The following is a 15,571-nucleotide window of genomic DNA, read 5'->3' as shown; positions in this document are numbered from 1 at the left end:
CGCGGGAACGTTCCCGCGCGCCCGGCCCCTTCCGTCGTTCAGCGGCTGAACAGGGGCTGCCCCGGCGGGACCGGCCCGTCGGACGGCAGCAGCGCCAGGTCCAACCCGCGCACCAGCCGGGCCCGCAGGGTCTCGTCCGCCGCCAGCGCCCGAGCGACCCGGCGCGCGGCCGCGGGGGCCTGCGCGTCGGCCGCCAGCACGACGGCGAGGGTGCCGTCGGAGTCGGCGCCGCCGCCCCGGCCCAGGTGGGCCCGGAGCACGGCCGGCTCCGCCGCCACGGCGGCCCGTACGGCCTCCCGTACGGCGGGATCGGCCAGCGGGTCCGCGTCGGTGCGGCCCTCGGCGAGCGCGAGCAGCGCCGCGCCGGTCAGCTGGTAGGTGACGGGGCCGGCCAGGTCCAGCACGACCGTGTCGGCCTTCTCGTGCGCGGCGGCGGCCAGTGCCTGGTGCAGCGGGACGGCCACCGGCCGGGCCGCCGGGTCCCAGAGCGCGAGCGAGGCGATCGAGGTGAAGGCGGGCAGGGCCCGCCGGTCGCCCGCCCGCAGCGTGGGGACGGCCATGTCGCTGGTCTTCTCGCGCTTGAGCCCGGTCTCCGGATCGGTCTCCACCTCGCCGAGCACGGCGACGACCGGGACCAGCAGGCGCGCGTCCTTCAGCGCCGCCAGCACCTCGGGCTCCTTCGCCCGGTCCTTGGACCAGGCCGCCAGGGCCTCGGTCAGTCGGGGGTCGGCGGAGCCGTCGTCGTCCGAGAAGCCCGGGTCGGGAATGTTCTTGTTCGAGTTGTTCGCCATGTTCGCCTCGTTCGCCACAGTGATCCGACCCTACTGTGCGGCGCGCGCGTCCCGTCCCCGGGTGCCCCGGCGCGGGCGGCGGGCCAGTACGACGGCCAGCGCGAGCAGCGCCGCCCCCAGGGCCGCCGCCGGGGCGCCGAGCCGTGCGGCGCGCTCGGGCGGTCGGACCGGCTCGGGGCCGGAGCCGAAGTAGGACCGCCCGGCCGGGGCGGGAGTGGGGACCGGCGCCTGCGGCTGCATCGCCTCCGCCTTCTGGAGGGCGGCGGCCGGGTCCACCATCCCGTGGCCGCGGGCGTCGTCGCGTCCGCCGGCCGGTGAGTCGGAGGCGGTGTCCTCCAGCAGCTTCTTTATCTGGGCCGGGGACAGCTCCGGGTGCGCGGCCTTGACCAGGGCCGCGGCGCCGGAGACGAAGGCCGCGGCGGCACTGGTGCCCCAGCCTTCGTAGTAGGAACGGTCGGGGTCGGCGATGACCACGTCCACGCCGGGGGCGCTGACGGTGGCGTACCAGTTGCGGGTGGAGAACTTGGCCTTCCTGCCGCGGCGGTCGACGGCGGTGACGGCGATCACGCCCGGGTAGGCGGCCGGGTAGGAGACGCGGTCGCCGTTCTCGCCGCCGTTGCCCGCGGAGGCGACGACGACCACGCCCTTGGCGAGGGCGTACTGGATGGCCTCGTCCTCCCCCGCCTCGTGGTGGGCGGAGTCACTGTCGTCACCGAGGGACAGGTTGATCACGTCGGCACCGTGGTCGGCTGCCCAGCGGATGCCCTCGGCGAGGGCGCCGCCCTTGGATTCGCGGGCCTGGGCACGGCCCGGGTCGCCCTCCTCCAGGATCACCCGGACCGGCAGGATCTTCGCCTGCGGGGCGACGCCGAGCACGCCCTGGCCCCGGTGGGGGCCGTGGCCGTGCCCGGCGATGATGCTCGCCATCGCGGTGCCGTGCCGGGCCCAGGAGCGGTCGCCGCGGCCGGCGCCCATGCCGACGAGGTCGGTGCCGTCCAGGACCTGACCGGCGAGGTCGGGGTGGGACTCGTCGACCCCGGTGTCGAGGACGGCGACGGTGACCCCGTCGCCGCGGGTGGTCCCCCAGGCCTCCTCGGCCCGCAGGGCCAGCAGGCCCCACTCGCGGTCCCGGATGGTGTCGGCGGCGGCGGTGGGCGCGCCGGCACCGGTCGCGAGGAGCGCGGCGAGCGCGAGGGCCACCGTACGGCCGAGTGCGCTCATCGGGTCGGCGCCGGGCTGGGCGGGGTCGTGACGGTGCGCAGGGCGGCGGCGACGTGGCCCGCGAGGCCCTTGGCCTCGTGACCGAGTCCGGCCCGGGCGGCGGGACCCGCGGCGTCCTTCTTCATCAGGTCCTCGGCGGGGAGGGGCGCGTCCAGGAGGCGGCCGTCGGCGAAGGCGGACACCGTGTAGAGCACGACGGGGGCGTCGGAGAGCACGGACGCGGTCCAGGCGGCGCGCTGCGCGTCGGCGAAGCCGAAGGCGGGTGGGGCGGTGAACCGCCCGGTGAGCTCGGCCATCGCGGGGGCGTCGGCCGGGGTGAAGACCATGCCGACGGTGATCAGGGAGCTACCGGTGGCGTCGGTGTAGGTGGCGCGGAGCACGCGGGTGCAGCCGGTGGGGGCCAGGAGGCGTTGCCAGTCGGCGGGGAGCGCGGCGGGGCACGGGGCGTCGGGGGCCAGCTCGATCCGCGTCCAGCTACGGTCGGCGCCGCCGGGGCCGGCCGAGGGGCCCGCGAGGACGGGCGGCAGGAGGCTGTCCACGGGGGTGGAGTGCCACAGCGACTCGGCCTTGCGGTAGACGGCGTCGGCGGAGGGCTTGTGGTGGGTGGCGCGGTGCTCGGACCAGGCGGTGAGGCCGGCGCCGACGACGAGGCCGGTCCCGAGGGTCGCGCACAGCACGGCGGCGAGTGCCCGTACGGGGTGGCGCCGGGGCCGCGTGGTGTGGTGCGGGGGTGGAGGCTGTTCGGGCTCGCCCAGAACCGCGGTCCGCGGTGTCGTCGTGGTCATCCGGCGGCTCCGCCCCCCGTTCTGTACGGCTGCCTGCCCGTACTCTACGGGGTCCCCGCACCGGGCCTTGGTCCCGCACGGACCGGTGCCGCTGCCGGCACGAGCCAGCCTCGCCGGCGTTTGAGGCGCGGGGTACGGTGCGGAGCCCCGGTTCGGGAAGGCGGCACCGCGCAGCGGCGCCCCCGGCCGCGACCCCTACCCACCGGTACATACCTCTGGCAAGCTGCCGCCATGTCTTCCGACCGGGCCCGGTACGACCGGGCGACCGCGCATCTCGACGCGCCCCTGGCCATCGTGGATCTCGAGGCGTTCGACGCCAACGCCGACGACCTGGTCCGGCGGGCGGGCGGCAAGCCGGTGCGCGTGGCGAGCAAGTCCGTACGGTGCCGGGCGCTGTTGGAGCGCGTACTGGCACGGCCCGGGTTCGCCGGGATCATGTCGTACACCCTGGCGGAGTCGATCTGGCTGGCCCGGGCGGGGTTCGAGGACGTGCTGCTCGCCTATCCGTCCGTCGACCGGGCCGCGTTCGCGGAGCTGGCCGGGGACGCCAAGCTCGCCGCCGCCGTGACGGTGATGGTGGACGATCCCGCGCAGCTGGAGCTCATCGACCGGGCCCGGGACGGCGGCTCCGAGGAGATCCGGGTCTGCCTCGAACTGGACACCGCGCTGCAGCTGTTCGGCGGGCGGGTCCGGGTCGGGGCGCGGCGCTCGCCCCTGAGGGAGCCCGCGCAGCTGGCGGAGTTGGCGCGGGTGGTGAGCGCGCGGCCCGGGTTCCGGGTGGTCGGCCTGATGGCGTACGAGGGCCACGTGGCCGGGGTCGGGGATTCGCTGGCCGGGCGGCCCGTGCGGTCGCGGGCGATCCGGCTGATGCAGGGCGCGGCCCGCAGGGAGCTGGCGGCGCGGCGGGCCGCGGTGGTGCGGGCGGTCCGGGAGGTGGTCCCGGACCTGGAGTTCGTCAACGGTGGCGGGACGGGGAGCGTCGCGGAGACCGCGGCCGAGGGTGCGGTGACCGAGATCGCCGCCGGGTCGGGGCTGTACCTGCCGCGGCTGTTCGACAACTACACGACCTTCACCGGCCGGCCGGCGGCGCTGTTCGCGCAGCCCGTGGTGCGGCGCCCCGGGGTGGGTGTGGTGACCGTCCTCGGCGGCGGGTATCCGGCCTCCGGCGCGGCCGGGGCCGACCGGTCGCCGGTGCCGTACCTGCCGCAGGGGCTGCGCTACGACCCTCGGGAGGGCGCCGGGGAGGTGCAGACCCCGCTGCTCGGCAGCCCGGCCGACGATCTGCTGATCGGCGACCGGGTGTGGTTCCGGCACGCGAAGGCCGGTGAACTGTGCGAGCGGTTCGACACCCTGCACTTCGTCGAGGGGGACAGGGTGACGGCCAGTGCCCCGACGTACCGGGGTGAGGGGAAGACCTTCCTCTGACCAGTACACCTAGTACGCCTGGTACACGGAGTCCGTCTGGTCCGGGATGACGCTCGCGTCGGAGCGCAGGACCGGGCCCTTGGTGCCGTCGTGGTCGACGTAGCCCGTCGTCGCGCAGGGGTAGGGCGTGGCCTTCCGCTGCTTCGGCTCGATGAACATGGGGTTCACGATCCACCGGCCGTCGCTGTTGTCGTAGGCCCGGCACATCAGCTCGTTCTTGTTGCGGTTGACGACGAGCCGCAGCGCGGTCGCGTCGCGCAGGAACGAGATGTCGGTGTCGGAGTCGCCGGCGGCGAACACCTGGCGGCGGGCGGCCGGCTGGACCTCCTCGGCGTCCGCGCCGCGCACCCCGAAGATCTCCTTGTTGATCCAGCAGCGCTTGCCGTCGATGTACGTGATCATCGTGTCGGCGCCGTCCCGGACGGATCCGCAGCCCTGGAGGTGGGCGGTGAACTTCCCGCCGCGGGTGGTCGTGTTGCGGATGCCGATGACGTGGTCCGCGTCGATGCCCACGCCCTTGGCCCACACCTCGACGACCGGCTGCGGGGAGGCGGAGCTGATCCAGACGTCGAAGCCGGACTTCTGGAGGGTGCCCACGAGGTCCCGCTGCTGCTCGTAGTAGCGCACCCAACCGGTGGCGGTGCCCGTGCCCACCTGCTGGGTGGCTCCGATGGGCGCGGAGAGGTTCTCGGTGCGGGCGGCGGCGGCGAAGCCGCGGATCTCGCGGGCCGTCCAGCCCTGCGTGAGCTGGGCCAGCCAGGCGTACGAGGGCTCGGTGGTGCGGCGGTCCCAGCCGGCGAAGGCGGTGGCGCCGGTACGGGTCGCGGCGGTGCCGTAGACGGCGTTGATCTCGTCGGCGCAGCCGGCTCCCTCCGCCGCTCCGGTGGGCAGCGGTTCGCCGGGGCGGGCGAGGGCGGCGCAGGCGTCGGCGAGGGCGGTGACCGCGGCGGGGGTCAGGAAGCGGCTGGTGGTGGCCCAGTCGGCCGGCCGGCGGATCTTCCCGTTGCGCAGCAGCCAGTACATGGTCGCGTCGCCGACGTCGTTCTTGACGACGGTGTTGTCCCAGTCGAAGACGGCCACGGGCTTGTGCCGCCGACCACAGGTGCCGTACCGGTCGACGAGCTGCTGGAGTCTGGCCTGGTTGTCCCCGTACCAGCCGGACCCGACGACCGCCCGCCGACAGGAGGTCTGGTCCGCCTGTGCGGGCGGCGCCAGGAGGAGTCCGGAGCCGGTGGCGGTTATGAGGGCGAGGGTGGCGGTTCTGTTCCTGCGCATGCTGCTCCTTCGCGTTCGGGTAGGAAAAAGCCGGGCGCCTCGCGAGGCGCCCGGCTGGGGCGGGCCGGTGGTAGGGGCCGGTGGTACGGGCCGGTCGTACGGCCGGTGGTACGGGACGACCTACAGCGGGGTGACGTACGCCCCGGAGATGCCGCCGTCGACGAGGAAGTCGGTGGCGTTGATGAAGGAGGAGTCGTCGCTGGCGAGGAAGGCGACGGCGGCGGCGATCTCGGTGGGTTCGGCGAAGCGGCCCAGCGGGATGTGCACGAGGCGTCGGGCCGCGCGCTCGGGGTCCTTGGCGAACAGCTCCTGCAGGAGCGGGGTGTTGACGGGCCCGGGGCACAGGGCGTTCACGCGGATGCCCTCGCGGGCGAACTGGACGCCGAGTTCGCGGGACATGGCCAGGACGCCGCCCTTGGAGGCGGTGTAGGAGATCTGGGAGGTGGCGGCTCCCATGATGGCCACGAAGGAGGCGGTGTTGATGATGGAGCCGCGGCCCTGGCGCTGCATGTAGGGCAGGGCGGCCTTGCAGCAGAGGTAGACGGAGGTGAGGTTGACGTCCTGGACCCGCTTCCAGGCCTCCAGGCCGGTGGTGAGGATCGAGTCGTCGTCCGGGGGCGAGATGCCCGCGTTGTTGAAGGCGATGTCCACGGAGCCGTAGGTGTCGAAGGCGGTCTTGAAGAGGGCTTCGACCTCCTCGGGGCTGGTGACGTCGACCTTCACGAAGGTCCCGCCGACCTCCTCGGCCGCGGCCTTGCCCGCGGTCTCGTCGATGTCTCCGCAGACGACGTTGGCGCCCTCGGAGGCCAGGCGGCGGGCGGTGGCGAGGCCGATGCCGCTGCCGGCTCCGGTGATGACGGCGGTGCGGCCGACCAGGCGGCGGCAGACGATCTCTTCAGTGGTCATGTGTCTCAGGCCTCCGTGCTGATGAAGACGTTCTTGGTCTCGGTGAAAGCGGTGAGGGCGTCGGGTCCGAGCTCGCGGCCGAGCCCGGACTGCTTGTAGCCGCCGAAGGGGGTCCAGTAGCGGACGCTGCTGTGGGAGTTGACGGACAGGTTGCCCGCGGCCACGGCGCGCGAGACCCGCAGCGCGCGGCCGATGTCGCGGGTCCAGAGGGAGCCGGAGAGGCCGTATTCGGTCGCGTTGGCCAGGCGTACGGCGTCCTCCTCGTCCTCGAAGGGCAGGACGACGGCCACCGGGCCGAAGACCTCCTCGGCGGCGACGGGCGCGGTGGGGGCGACGTCCGTGACGAGGGTCGGCGGGTACCAGAAGCCGGGGCCTTCGGGGGCCTTGCCTCGGATCGCGGTGAGGTCACCGGTGACGTAGGACCGTACGCGGTCCAGCTGGGTGCGCGAGATGAGCGGCCCCATCTGGGTCTTCTCGTCGAGCGGGTCCCCCACGGCCACGGATTCGATGCCGGGCGCGACGAGTTCCAGGAACCGGTCGTAGACGGAGCGCTGTACGAGGATGCGGGTGCGGGCGCAGCAGTCCTGGCCGGTGTTGTCGAGGAAGGCCATCGGGGCCGCGGCGGCGGCCGCTTCCAGGTCCGCGTCGGCGAAGACGATGTTGGGGCTCTTGCCGCCCAGTTCGAGGGTGACGCGCTTCACCCGGTCGGCGCACTTGGCCATGATCCGCTTGCCGACTCGGGTGGAACCGGTGAAGACGATCTTGGCGACGCCGGGGTGCTCGACGAGGGCGTCGCCCGCGACCGCTCCGTGGCCGGGGAGCACTTGGAAGAGGTGCTCGGGGATCCCGGCCTCGAGGGCGAGTTCGGCGAGGCGCAGCGCCGTGAGGGGGGTGGTCTCGGCGGGCTTGAGGATGACGGCGTTGCCGGCGGCCAGCGCGGGGGCCAGGCCCCAGGCGGCGATCGGCATGGGGAAGTTCCAGGGGGCGATCACGCCGATGACGCCGAGGGGTTCGAGGAAGGTGACGTCGATGCCGCCGGCGACCGGGATCTGGCGACCGGAGAGCCGTTCCACTCCCCCGGCGGCGAATTCGAGGAGGTCGCGTACGTTGCCCGCCTCCCAGCGGGCGTTGCCGATGGTGTGGCCCGCTTCGCGGACCTCCATCCGGGCCAGTTCCTCGATGTTCGCGTCGACGACCGCGGCGAAGCGGCGCAGCAGCCGGGCCCGGTCGGCGGGGGCGGCCGCCGCCCAGGCGCGCTGGGCCGCGGCGGCCCGGGCGACGGCGGCGTCGACATCGTCCCGTGTGGCGGCCGGGACGATGGCGACGGTTTCCTCGGTGGCCGGATTCAACACTTCCAGCGCATCGGACACGTGGTGCCTCACAGACGTTCGGATTCGGGTCGGTCGGCGGGATTGTCGGCGGGATTACAGGCGTTCGAAGGAGCGGCGCAGCTCCCAGTCGGTCACCGCGGAGTCATAGGCGTCGAGTTCGACGCGGGCCATGTTGCGGTAGTGGGCGACCACTTCGGGGCCGAAGGCGGCCTTGGCGATCTCGCTGTTCTCCCAGAGCTCGGCGGCCTCGCGCAGGGTCGCGGGGACGTGCGCGTAGTCGGCCGTGTAGGCGTTCCCGGCGCACACCTCGGGGAGTTCGAGGCGGTTCTCGATGCCGTAGAGCCCGGCCGCGACCAGGCCGGCGACGGCGAGGTAGGGGTTGACGTCGCCGCCGGGGAGGCGGTTCTCGAAGCGCATGGAACGCCCGTGGCCGACCACGCGGAGCGCGCAGGTCCGGTTGTCCACGCCCCAGGCGACCGCGGTGGGCGCGAAGGATCCCGGCCGGAAACGCTTGTACGAATTGATGTTGGGGGCGTAGAGAAGGGAGAAGTCGCGCAGCGCGGCCAGCTGCCCGGCCAGGAAGTGCCGCATCACCGGTGACATTCCCCCTGGCCCGTCTCCGGCCATGGCGTTGCGTCCGTCGGTGTCGCTGAGCGAGAGGTGGATGTGGCAGGAGTTGCCCTCGCGCTCGTCGAACTTGGCCATGAAGGTGAGCGAGACACCTTCCTGGGCGGCGATCTCCTTCGCCCCGGTCTTGTAGACGGAGTGCTGGTCGCAGGTGGTGAGCGCCTCGTCGTAGCGGAAGGCGATCTCGTGCTGGCCGAGGTTGCACTCGCCCTTCGCCGATTCGACGACCAGGCCCGCGGCCTGCATCTCGTTGCGGATGCGGCGCAGCAGGGGTTCGATGCGGCCGGTCCCGAGGACGGAGTAGTCGATGTTGTACTGGTTGGCGGGGGTCAGACCGCGGTAGCCCGCGTTCCAGGCCTGCTCGTAGGTGTCCTGGAAGACCATGAACTCCAGCTCGGTGCCGACCATCGCGGTGTACCCGAGCTCGGCCAGGCGCTCCAGTTGGCGGCGCAGGATCTGCCGGGGCGCGGCGACCACGGGCGAGCCGTCGTTCCAGGCGAGGTCGGCGAGGACGAAGGCGGAGCCCGGGTTCCAGGGGATGCGGCGCAGGGTGGCGAGGTCGGGGTGCATGGCGAAGTCGCCGTAGCCCCGGTCCCAGGAGGACATCTCGTAGCCGTCGACGGTGTTCATGTCGGTGTCGACGGCGAGCAGGTAGTTGCACCCTTCGGTGCCGTGCGCGAGGACCTCGTCGAGGAAGAACTGTGCGGCGAACCGCTTGCCCTGGAGCCGTCCCTGCATGTCGGGGAAGGCCAGGACGACTGTGTCGATCTCACCGCTGGCGACGAGGGAGCGGAGCTCCTCCGGCGCGAGCGGCGGCTTGCGGTCTACCACTGGAATCTCTCCTTCGGTGAGCCGAGTGCGCCTAAGGTATTGAACAGAACCATTGCTTGGGAAGGGGAGGAGCCAAGATGACCGACACGGCGAGCGAAGGGGACGCCGCCCGGCGTCTGGATCCCGTACTGCGGCAGGTGCGGGCGGGCAACGGTTTCGAGGAGGCCCTGGAGCAGATCCTCCAGGTGGTCCGGCTGGGTCTGGTGTCCGGCGGCGAACGGCTGCCGCCCGAGCGCGAGTTGGCGGAGCGGATGGGGATCAGCCGGGTCACGCTGCGCGAAGTGCTGAAGGTGCTCCAGGACCAGGGGCTGGTGGAGGCCCGGCGCGGCCGGTACGGCGGAACGTTTGTGCTGCCCCGCCCCGACACCCCGGCGGGCGGCGCCGAGGAGGAGCTGCGCCGGCGGGTCGCGGGCGTGGACATCGAGGACGTACTGCGCTTCCGCGAGGTCCTGGAGGTGGGGGCGGCCGGGCTGTGCGCCTCCCAGGGACTGACCGAGGAGGCCACCGACCGGCTGCTCGGCGCGCTGGCCGCCACCCACGACGCCCCGCTCGCCGACTACCGCCGCCAGGACACCCTCTTCCACCTCACCCTGTGCGAACTGGCCGGATCCGCCACCCTGACGGCCCAGTACGCGGCCGTCCGGGCCAAGGTCAACGACCTGCTGGACTGCATCCCGCTGCTCGTGCGGAACCTGGAGCACTCGCAGCAGCAGCACACCGCGCTGGTGGAGGCGGTGCTGGAACGGGACGCCGCCGGGGCGCGGGAGATCATGCGCGAGCACTGCTGCGGCACGGCGGCACTGCTGCGGGGCTTCCTGGCGTGATCCGGCGCGCGAGAGGCATTCGTAACGTCCGTTTAACGCAGAGGTCTTGCGCACTCCACTCCCATACGGCAAAGGTACGCAGCAAAACCATTGCAGCATTGCCCGTAGGCAGGAGCGCACGATGGCCGACGACATCGAGGCAGGGCTGACAGCCGTGCCCTCACTCACCAAGTCCCCCGAGGGCGGGAGCGACCACCCGGACGACTACCTGGAGCGCCGCACGCTCCGCCGCGGCAGCGCCGGCTGGCTGCTCCTGACCGGCCTCGGTGTCGCGTACGTCGTCTCCGGGGACTTCTCCGGCTGGAACGTCGGCCTCGACAAGGGCGGCTTCGGCGGCCTCGCCATAGCCACCGTCCTCATGGGCGCGATGTACGCCTGCCTGGTCTTCTCCCTCGCCGAACTGTCCACCATCCTGCCCACGGCGGGCGGCGGTTACGGCTTCGCCCGCCGTGCGTTGGGCCCCTGGGGCGGGTTCCTCACGGGCACCGCGATCCTCATCGAGTACATCCTGGCCCCGGCCGCGATCGTCATCTTCATCGGCGACTACGTGGAGTCCCTCGGCCTGTTCGGCCTCACCTCCGGCTGGCCGGTCTACCTCGGCTGCTTCGTGATCTTCATCGGCGTGCACCTGTGGGGCGTCGGCGAGGCGCTGCGCTTCAGCCTCGTCGTGACCGCCGTCGCCGTGGCGGCACTGCTGATCTTCGCGGTGGGCGCCTTCACCGAGTTCAGCGCCGACGGCCTGAACGACATCCCGGTCGACACGGAGGCCTTCGGCTCGAACTCCTGGCTGCCGCTGGGCGTTCTGGGCATCTGGGCGGCGTTCCCGTTCGGCATGTGGTTCTTCCTCGGGGTGGAAGGCGTACCCCTCGCCGCCGAGGAGGCGAAGGACCCGGTCCGCTCCATGCCGAAGGCGCTCGCCATCTCCATGGGCATCCTCGCCCTGCTGGCGCTGATCACCTTCTTCGCCGCGACCGGCGCGCAGGGCTCGGACGCCGTCAAGGCCGCCGGCAACCCCCTGGTGGTGGCCCTGGAGGGCGACGGCGGCCCCACCGCGCTGAGCCGCTTCGTGAACTACGCGGGCCTCGCGGGCCTGGTGGCCTCCTTCTTCTCCCTCATCTACGCGGGCTCGCGCCAGCTCTTCGCCCTCTCCCGCGCCGGCTACCTGCCCCGCTTCCTGTCCCTGACCTCGAAGCGCAAGGCCCCGTACCTGGGTCTGGTCATCCCCGGCGCCATCGGCTTCGCGCTCGCCGCGGCCACCGGGGACGGCGCGCGCATGCTCAACATCGCGGTCTTCGGCGCGACCATCTCCTACGCCCTGATGGCCCTCTCCCACATCGTGCTGCGCCGCCGGGAGCCGGGCCTGGAACGGCCGTACCGCACCCCCGGCGGCGTGGCGACCTCCTCGGTGGCCTTCGTACTCGCCCTCTCGGCCCTCGTCGCCACCTTCCTGGTGGACAAGGACGCGGCATTCATCGCACTGGCCGTGTACGCCGTCGCCCTGGCCTACTTCGCGATCTACAGTCGGCACCACCTCGTGGCCTCGGCCCCCGAGGAGGAGTTCGCGGCTCTGGCAGAAGCCGAGGCGGAACTGACCCGCGACTGAAACCCTGCCCCTGCGAACTCCTCTCGCCCTTCCCTTCTGGAGGTACGGAACGTGCCCAGGCCGCTCATCGGCATCACCACCTATGTCGAGGAATCCACCCGCTACGGCGTGTGGGACCTCCCGACGTCCCTCGTACCGTCCGGGTACTACGAACTCGTCCAGGCGGCGGGCGGCGCGGCCGTGCTGCTCCCGCCGGACGAACCCGCGGCGGCGGAGGAGGTGCTGAGCCGGGTGGACGGCCTGATCGTCGCGGGCGGCCCGGACGTGGACCCGGTCCACTACGGGGCGGTACGCGACCCCCGCACGGGCGCCCCGGCGACGGTCCGAGACCACTGGGAACTGGCCCTGATCGCGGCGGCCCTCGACGCGGGCACCCCGCTCCTGGGCATCTGCCGGGGCATGCAGGCGCTGAACGTGGCCCTGGGCGGCACGCTGATCCAGCACATCGACGGCCACGTCGACACCCCGGGCGCCACCTCCTGGCACCCGGTCCGCCCGGTCCCCGGCACCCGGTACGCCTCGCTCGTCCCCGAGGAGGCGCAGGTCCCGACCTACCACCACCAGGCCGTCGACCGCCTGGGCCGCGGGCTGATCGTCTCGGCGCATGCCGTTGACGGCACGGTGGAGGCGATCGAACTCCCGGACCGCTGGGTCGTGGGCGTCCAGTGGCACCCCGAACGCGACAAGGACACCCGCGTGATGGCCTCCCTGATCGAAGCAGCCGCCCGCGCTCCGCTCCCGGTCCCGGTGGCCTGACCGCCCCTGCCCCCGCCTGCGCGCCGCCGCTCCCGGGGCTCCGCCCCGTACCCCGCGCCTCAAACGCCGGCGGGGCTGAAGTCGCCCTCCGGCCGGCGAAACCGGTTTGCCCTTCGGCGGGGCTGGGTTTGGTCCGCGCCTGGCGTACGGCAGGAGCAAATCCAGCCCCTCCGGCGTTTGAGGAGCGGGGTACGGGGCGGAGCCCCGGATCTTTGAGCCGCACCGGGCAGACGGCAGCAGCCAACATCCAGCCCCGCCGGCGTTTGAGGCGCCCCCGGTACGCCCGGCTACGAACGGAGTCGGGTCAGCGACAGGAGGTCACGGGCCGGCCCCGCAGGCCGCGCACCGCCCGGCCAGACCGCCCGCAGCGCCCGGCCGAGCGCCGCACCGGCCACCGGTACCTCCACCAGCCGTCGCGCCGCCAGCTCGTCCCTCAGCGCCAACTCCGACAGCACGCACGGCCCCGCCCCGCTCAGCGCGGCCGCCTTCACCGCGGTGGTCGACGCCAGTTCCAGCAGCGGCGCCGCCAGCCCCCCGGCCGAGGCCAGCGCGGCGTCCAGCACCTGCCGGGTCCCGGACCCCCGTTCCCGCAGGATCAGCGAGGTGGAGGCGAGTTCCGCCGCCTCCACCGCCCGCGCCCGCCGCGCCCACGCGTGCCCCGGCGCCACCGCCACCACGAGCCGGTCCTGCGCGATCACCGCCGAGTCCAGCCCTTCCGGCACCGTCAGCCCCTCCACGAAGCCGAGGTCGGCCTCGTGCGTGAGGACCCGCTGCGCGACGACCGCCGAGTTCCCGGCGTGCAGGGACACCGCCGTGTCCGGCCGCTGCCCGCGCAGGGCGATCAGCCACCCAGGCAGCAGGTACTCGGCGATCGTCATGCTGGCCGCCACCCGCAGTCGCGAATCGCGCCGCCCCCGCAGCGCCTGCGCCCCCGCGTCGAAGGCTTCCGCCGCTTCCACCACCCGTCGGGCCCAGTCCGTGACCAGCGCGCCCTCCGCCGTCAGCGTCGACCCCCGCGGGGAACGGTCGACCAGGGCCACCCCGAGTCGTGTCTCCATCGCCCGGATCCGGCTGCTGGCCGCCGGCTGGGTGATGCCCATCCGCCTGGCCGCCCCGCTCAGGCTGCCGACCCGCGCGACCGCGAGCAGCAGCTCCAGCGCGCCCAGATCCGGCACCCGGTGCGCCAGCGGCACCCACTCCTCTTCACCCATAACATCAGTTTATGGCCTTATAGCGAGATGACCTCTGCCGTCCGCCCGCACCTGCGACGACGCTGGATCCATGGCCACCACCCTCGTGCGACCCCGCACCCTCACCGCACCCGCGCCCCGAGCCCACAAGGCCCCCGCGCTCCGGCACCTCGGCCCCAACTGGTACGCCTCCGTCATGGGCACGGCGATCATCGCCAACGCCGGGGCGACCCTCCCGTACCAGCTTCCCGGTCAGCACGTGGCCTGCCGGCTCGTCTGGGCTCTGTCCGCCGTCGTCCTCGCCGTCCTGCTCACCGCCCGCGCCGGCCACTGGCTCCACCACCGCGACCAGGCCCGCGCCCACCTCCTCGACCCGGCGGTCGCCCCCTTCTACGGCTGCCTCTCGATGGCCCTGCTGGCCGTCGGCGGCGGCGCCCTCATCGTGGGCAAGGACCTCATCGGGACCGACGCCGCCGTCGCCGTGGACACCGTCCTGTTCACCGCCGGCACCGCGATCGGCCTGGTCATGGCCGTGGTCGTGCCCTACCTGATGGTGGTCCGCCACAAGGTCGAGCCCGGGCAGGCCACCCCCGCCTGGCTGCTCCCCCTCGTGTCCCCCATGGTCTCGGCCGCCCTCGGCCCGCTGCTGATACCCCACCTGCCCGCCGGCCAGCCCCGCGAGACCCTGCTGCTCGCCTGCTACGCGATGTTCGGCATCAGCCTGCTGGCCACCCTGCTGATGCTCCCCCTGGTCTTCGGCCGGCTGATCGTGGGCGGCCCCCTCCCCCTGGCCCTGACCCCCACTCTGTTCCTGGTCCTCGGCCCCCTCGGCCAGTCCACCACCGCCGTGAACCAGCTCGCCGACATGGCCCCCCAGTCGATCGGCGCCCCCTACGCCGGGGCGCTCGGCGCCTTCGCGGTGGTCTACGGGGTCCCCGTGATGGGATTCGCCCTGCTGTGGCTGGCGCTCTCCGCCGCGATGCTGGTCCGGGCGGCCCGAGGCGGTATGGGCTTCGCGATGACCTGGTGGGCCCTGACCTTCCCCGTCGGCACCTGCGTCACCGGCGCCGCGGGCCTGGCCCGTCACACCGGCCTGACCGCCTTCGCCTGGCTCGCCGCGGCCCTGTTCCTCGCCCTGCTGACCGCCTGGCTCCTGGCCGCCACCCACACCCTGCGCGGCCTGTTCTCCGGCCGCCTGCTCGCCGCTCCCCGCCAGACCGCGTCGCGCTAGGGCCTGTCCCCGGCGGGGTCCCGATCAGCCGGGTCCCGGCCCCTCCGGGTACCGGCGCGCCGCGCGCAGTGCCGCCGCCAGGACCCGTGGGGCCTCGGCGAGGGAGGGGCCGTACCAGGTCAGGTGGCGGCCGCTGACGAGCGCGGCGGGCAGTTCGGGAAACGCCTCCGGCCCGTCGGACGCCGTGAAGCGGTACGGCTCGTCCGGAAGAACCACCAGGTCGCAGTCGGCGGCGGCCAGCTCGGCCGGCGGAACCCTCGGGTACCGGTCCGTGTGGCCGGCGTACGCGTTGCGCACTCCGAGGCGCCCCAGCAGGTCCCCGGCGAAGGTGTCCCGGCCCAGCACCATCCACGGCCGCCGCCACACCGGGACGAAAGCGGTCAGCGCCCCGACCGGCTCCACCCCGGCCCACGCCCGCTCGGCGTCCGCCAGCCACCCGGGCCTCGTCAGCCCCAGCGCCCCCACCAGTACCCGGTCCAGCTCACGCAGCGCCTGCGGCAGCTCCCGTACCTCGGTGACCAGCACCTCCAGACCGGCCGCGCGCAGGGCCGCCAGGTCGGGGGGCCGGTTCTCCTCCTCGTTGGCGATCACCAGGTCCGGGCGCAGCTCGACGATCCGCCGTACGTCGGGGTTCTTCGTCCCCCCGATCCGCATCGCGCCCCCGAGGTCGGCCGGGTGCGTGCACCAGTCGGTGACCCCGACCAGCAGCCCCGGCGCGCTCACCGCGACCGCCTCGGTCAGCGAGGGCACCAGCGAGACGACGCGCCGCACGCCG

14 protein-coding genes are annotated in these 15,571 nt (G+C 73.5%); 5 read left to right on the top strand and 9 right to left on the bottom strand.

The genetic code is table 11. From position 1 onward, the window contains the following. Positions 1-38 precede the first annotated feature (38 nt). The 3 genes from ACFV9H_RS30710 to ACFV9H_RS30700 are packed head-to-tail and all read right to left on the bottom strand — an operon-like array spanning position 39 to position 2,797. Positions 39-791, bottom strand: a complete 753-nt coding sequence (locus tag ACFV9H_RS30710; protein ID WP_385404570.1) for an SseB family protein — start codon at positions 789-791, stop codon at positions 39-41. A gap of 30 nt (positions 792-821) precedes the next feature. After that, entirely contained in the window at positions 822-2,012 is a 1,191-nt protein-coding gene (mycP, locus tag ACFV9H_RS30705) for a type VII secretion-associated serine protease mycosin (RefSeq protein WP_385404568.1), read from the bottom strand. Next, on the bottom strand, positions 2,009-2,797 hold the full coding sequence (locus tag ACFV9H_RS30700) for a hypothetical protein (RefSeq protein WP_385404565.1): 789 nt from the start codon (positions 2,795-2,797) through the stop codon (positions 2,009-2,011). The genes mycP and ACFV9H_RS30700 overlap by 4 nt, the downstream gene beginning before the upstream one ends. A 231-nt stretch (positions 2,798-3,028) precedes the next feature. On the opposite strand from ACFV9H_RS30700, the gene ACFV9H_RS30695 reads away from it, so the two are divergent. Next, on the top strand, positions 3,029-4,222 hold the full coding sequence (locus ACFV9H_RS30695; RefSeq protein WP_385404563.1) for an amino acid deaminase/aldolase: 1,194 nt from the start codon (positions 3,029-3,031) through the stop codon (positions 4,220-4,222). Positions 4,223-4,231: 9 nt separating this feature from the next. Here the strand turns inward: ACFV9H_RS30695 and ACFV9H_RS30690 are convergent, their stop codons facing one another. The 4 genes from ACFV9H_RS30690 to ACFV9H_RS30675 all read right to left on the bottom strand — a co-directional run bounded on the left by ACFV9H_RS30690 (position 4,232) and on the right by ACFV9H_RS30675 (position 9,192). Continuing rightward, a complete protein-coding gene (locus ACFV9H_RS30690) occupies positions 4,232-5,497 on the bottom strand; it encodes a haloacid dehalogenase-like hydrolase (protein WP_385404560.1) in 1,266 nt (421 codons plus the stop codon). A gap of 120 nt (positions 5,498-5,617) precedes the next feature. Then, positions 5,618-6,403 (bottom strand): 3-oxoacyl-ACP reductase, encoded by a 786-nt coding sequence (locus tag ACFV9H_RS30685; RefSeq protein ID WP_329387616.1) that lies wholly within the window; start codon positions 6,401-6,403, stop codon positions 5,618-5,620. A gap of 5 nt (positions 6,404-6,408) precedes the next feature. Continuing rightward, positions 6,409-7,773, bottom strand: a complete 1,365-nt coding sequence (locus ACFV9H_RS30680; protein WP_385404558.1) for an aldehyde dehydrogenase family protein — start codon at positions 7,771-7,773, stop codon at positions 6,409-6,411. 54 nt (positions 7,774-7,827) lie between these two features. Beyond that, positions 7,828-9,192 carry a glutamine synthetase family protein gene (locus ACFV9H_RS30675; protein WP_385404555.1) on the bottom strand — a complete coding sequence of 455 codons (1,365 nt, stop codon included), beginning with the start codon at positions 9,190-9,192 and terminating at the stop codon, positions 7,828-7,830. 77 nt (positions 9,193-9,269) lie between these two features. On the opposite strand from ACFV9H_RS30675, the gene ACFV9H_RS30670 reads away from it, so the two are divergent. The 3 genes from ACFV9H_RS30670 (at position 9,270) to ACFV9H_RS30660 (ending at position 12,375) form a co-directional block, all read left to right on the top strand. After that, entirely contained in the window at positions 9,270-10,016 is a 747-nt protein-coding gene (locus ACFV9H_RS30670; RefSeq protein WP_385404553.1) for a FadR/GntR family transcriptional regulator, read from the top strand. Between the two features lie 121 nt (positions 10,017-10,137). After that, positions 10,138-11,619 (top strand): ethanolamine permease, encoded by a 1,482-nt coding sequence (gene eat / locus ACFV9H_RS30665; RefSeq protein ID WP_385404550.1) that lies wholly within the window; start codon positions 10,138-10,140, stop codon positions 11,617-11,619. Positions 11,620-11,670: 51 nt separating this feature from the next. After that, complete coding sequence (locus tag ACFV9H_RS30660) at positions 11,671-12,375, top strand: gamma-glutamyl-gamma-aminobutyrate hydrolase family protein (protein ID WP_385404547.1); 705 nt, start codon at positions 11,671-11,673, stop codon at positions 12,373-12,375. A gap of 287 nt (positions 12,376-12,662) precedes the next feature. Here the strand turns inward: ACFV9H_RS30660 and ACFV9H_RS30655 are convergent, their stop codons facing one another. Continuing rightward, complete coding sequence (locus ACFV9H_RS30655; RefSeq protein WP_385404545.1) at positions 12,663-13,586, bottom strand: LysR family transcriptional regulator; 924 nt, start codon at positions 13,584-13,586, stop codon at positions 12,663-12,665. A gap of 70 nt (positions 13,587-13,656) precedes the next feature. On the opposite strand from ACFV9H_RS30655, the gene ACFV9H_RS30650 reads away from it, so the two are divergent. Then, positions 13,657-14,796, top strand: coding sequence for a TDT family transporter (locus ACFV9H_RS30650; protein ID WP_385404543.1), 1,140 nt, complete (start codon positions 13,657-13,659; stop codon positions 14,794-14,796). A gap of 24 nt (positions 14,797-14,820) precedes the next feature. Here ACFV9H_RS30650 and ACFV9H_RS30645 read toward each other — a convergent pair whose 3' ends face one another. Further along, complete coding sequence (locus ACFV9H_RS30645) at positions 14,821-15,567, bottom strand: helical backbone metal receptor (RefSeq protein ID WP_385404541.1); 747 nt, start codon at positions 15,565-15,567, stop codon at positions 14,821-14,823. Positions 15,568-15,571: the final 4 nt, after the last annotated feature.

The organism is Streptomyces sp. NPDC059874 (assembly GCF_042731135.1).
GTDB lineage: Bacteria > Actinomycetota > Actinomycetes > Streptomycetales > Streptomycetaceae > Streptomyces.
The sequence above is the reverse complement of the archived record's forward strand: the minus strand, read 5'-3'. Positions and strand labels throughout refer to the sequence as shown.

Coding starts and splice junctions, on each gene's coding strand:
- ACFV9H_RS30710 (WP_385404570.1), bottom strand. CDS start 791: ATGGCGAACAACTCGAACAAGAACATTCCCGACCCGGGCTTCTCGGAC.
- mycP (WP_385404568.1), bottom strand. CDS start 2,012: ATGAGCGCACTCGGCCGTACGGTGGCCCTCGCGCTCGCCGCGCTCCTC.
- ACFV9H_RS30700 (WP_385404565.1), bottom strand. CDS start 2,797: ATGACCACGACGACACCGCGGACCGCGGTTCTGGGCGAGCCCGAACAG.
- ACFV9H_RS30695 (WP_385404563.1), top strand. CDS start 3,029: ATGTCTTCCGACCGGGCCCGGTACGACCGGGCGACCGCGCATCTCGAC.
- ACFV9H_RS30690 (WP_385404560.1), bottom strand. CDS start 5,497: ATGCGCAGGAACAGAACCGCCACCCTCGCCCTCATAACCGCCACCGGC.
- ACFV9H_RS30685 (WP_329387616.1), bottom strand. CDS start 6,403: ATGACCACTGAAGAGATCGTCTGCCGCCGCCTGGTCGGCCGCACCGCC.
- ACFV9H_RS30670 (WP_385404553.1), top strand. CDS start 9,270: ATGACCGACACGGCGAGCGAAGGGGACGCCGCCCGGCGTCTGGATCCC.
- eat (WP_385404550.1), top strand. CDS start 10,138: ATGGCCGACGACATCGAGGCAGGGCTGACAGCCGTGCCCTCACTCACC.
- ACFV9H_RS30655 (WP_385404545.1), bottom strand. CDS start 13,586: ATGGGTGAAGAGGAGTGGGTGCCGCTGGCGCACCGGGTGCCGGATCTG.
- ACFV9H_RS30650 (WP_385404543.1), top strand. CDS start 13,657: ATGGCCACCACCCTCGTGCGACCCCGCACCCTCACCGCACCCGCGCCC.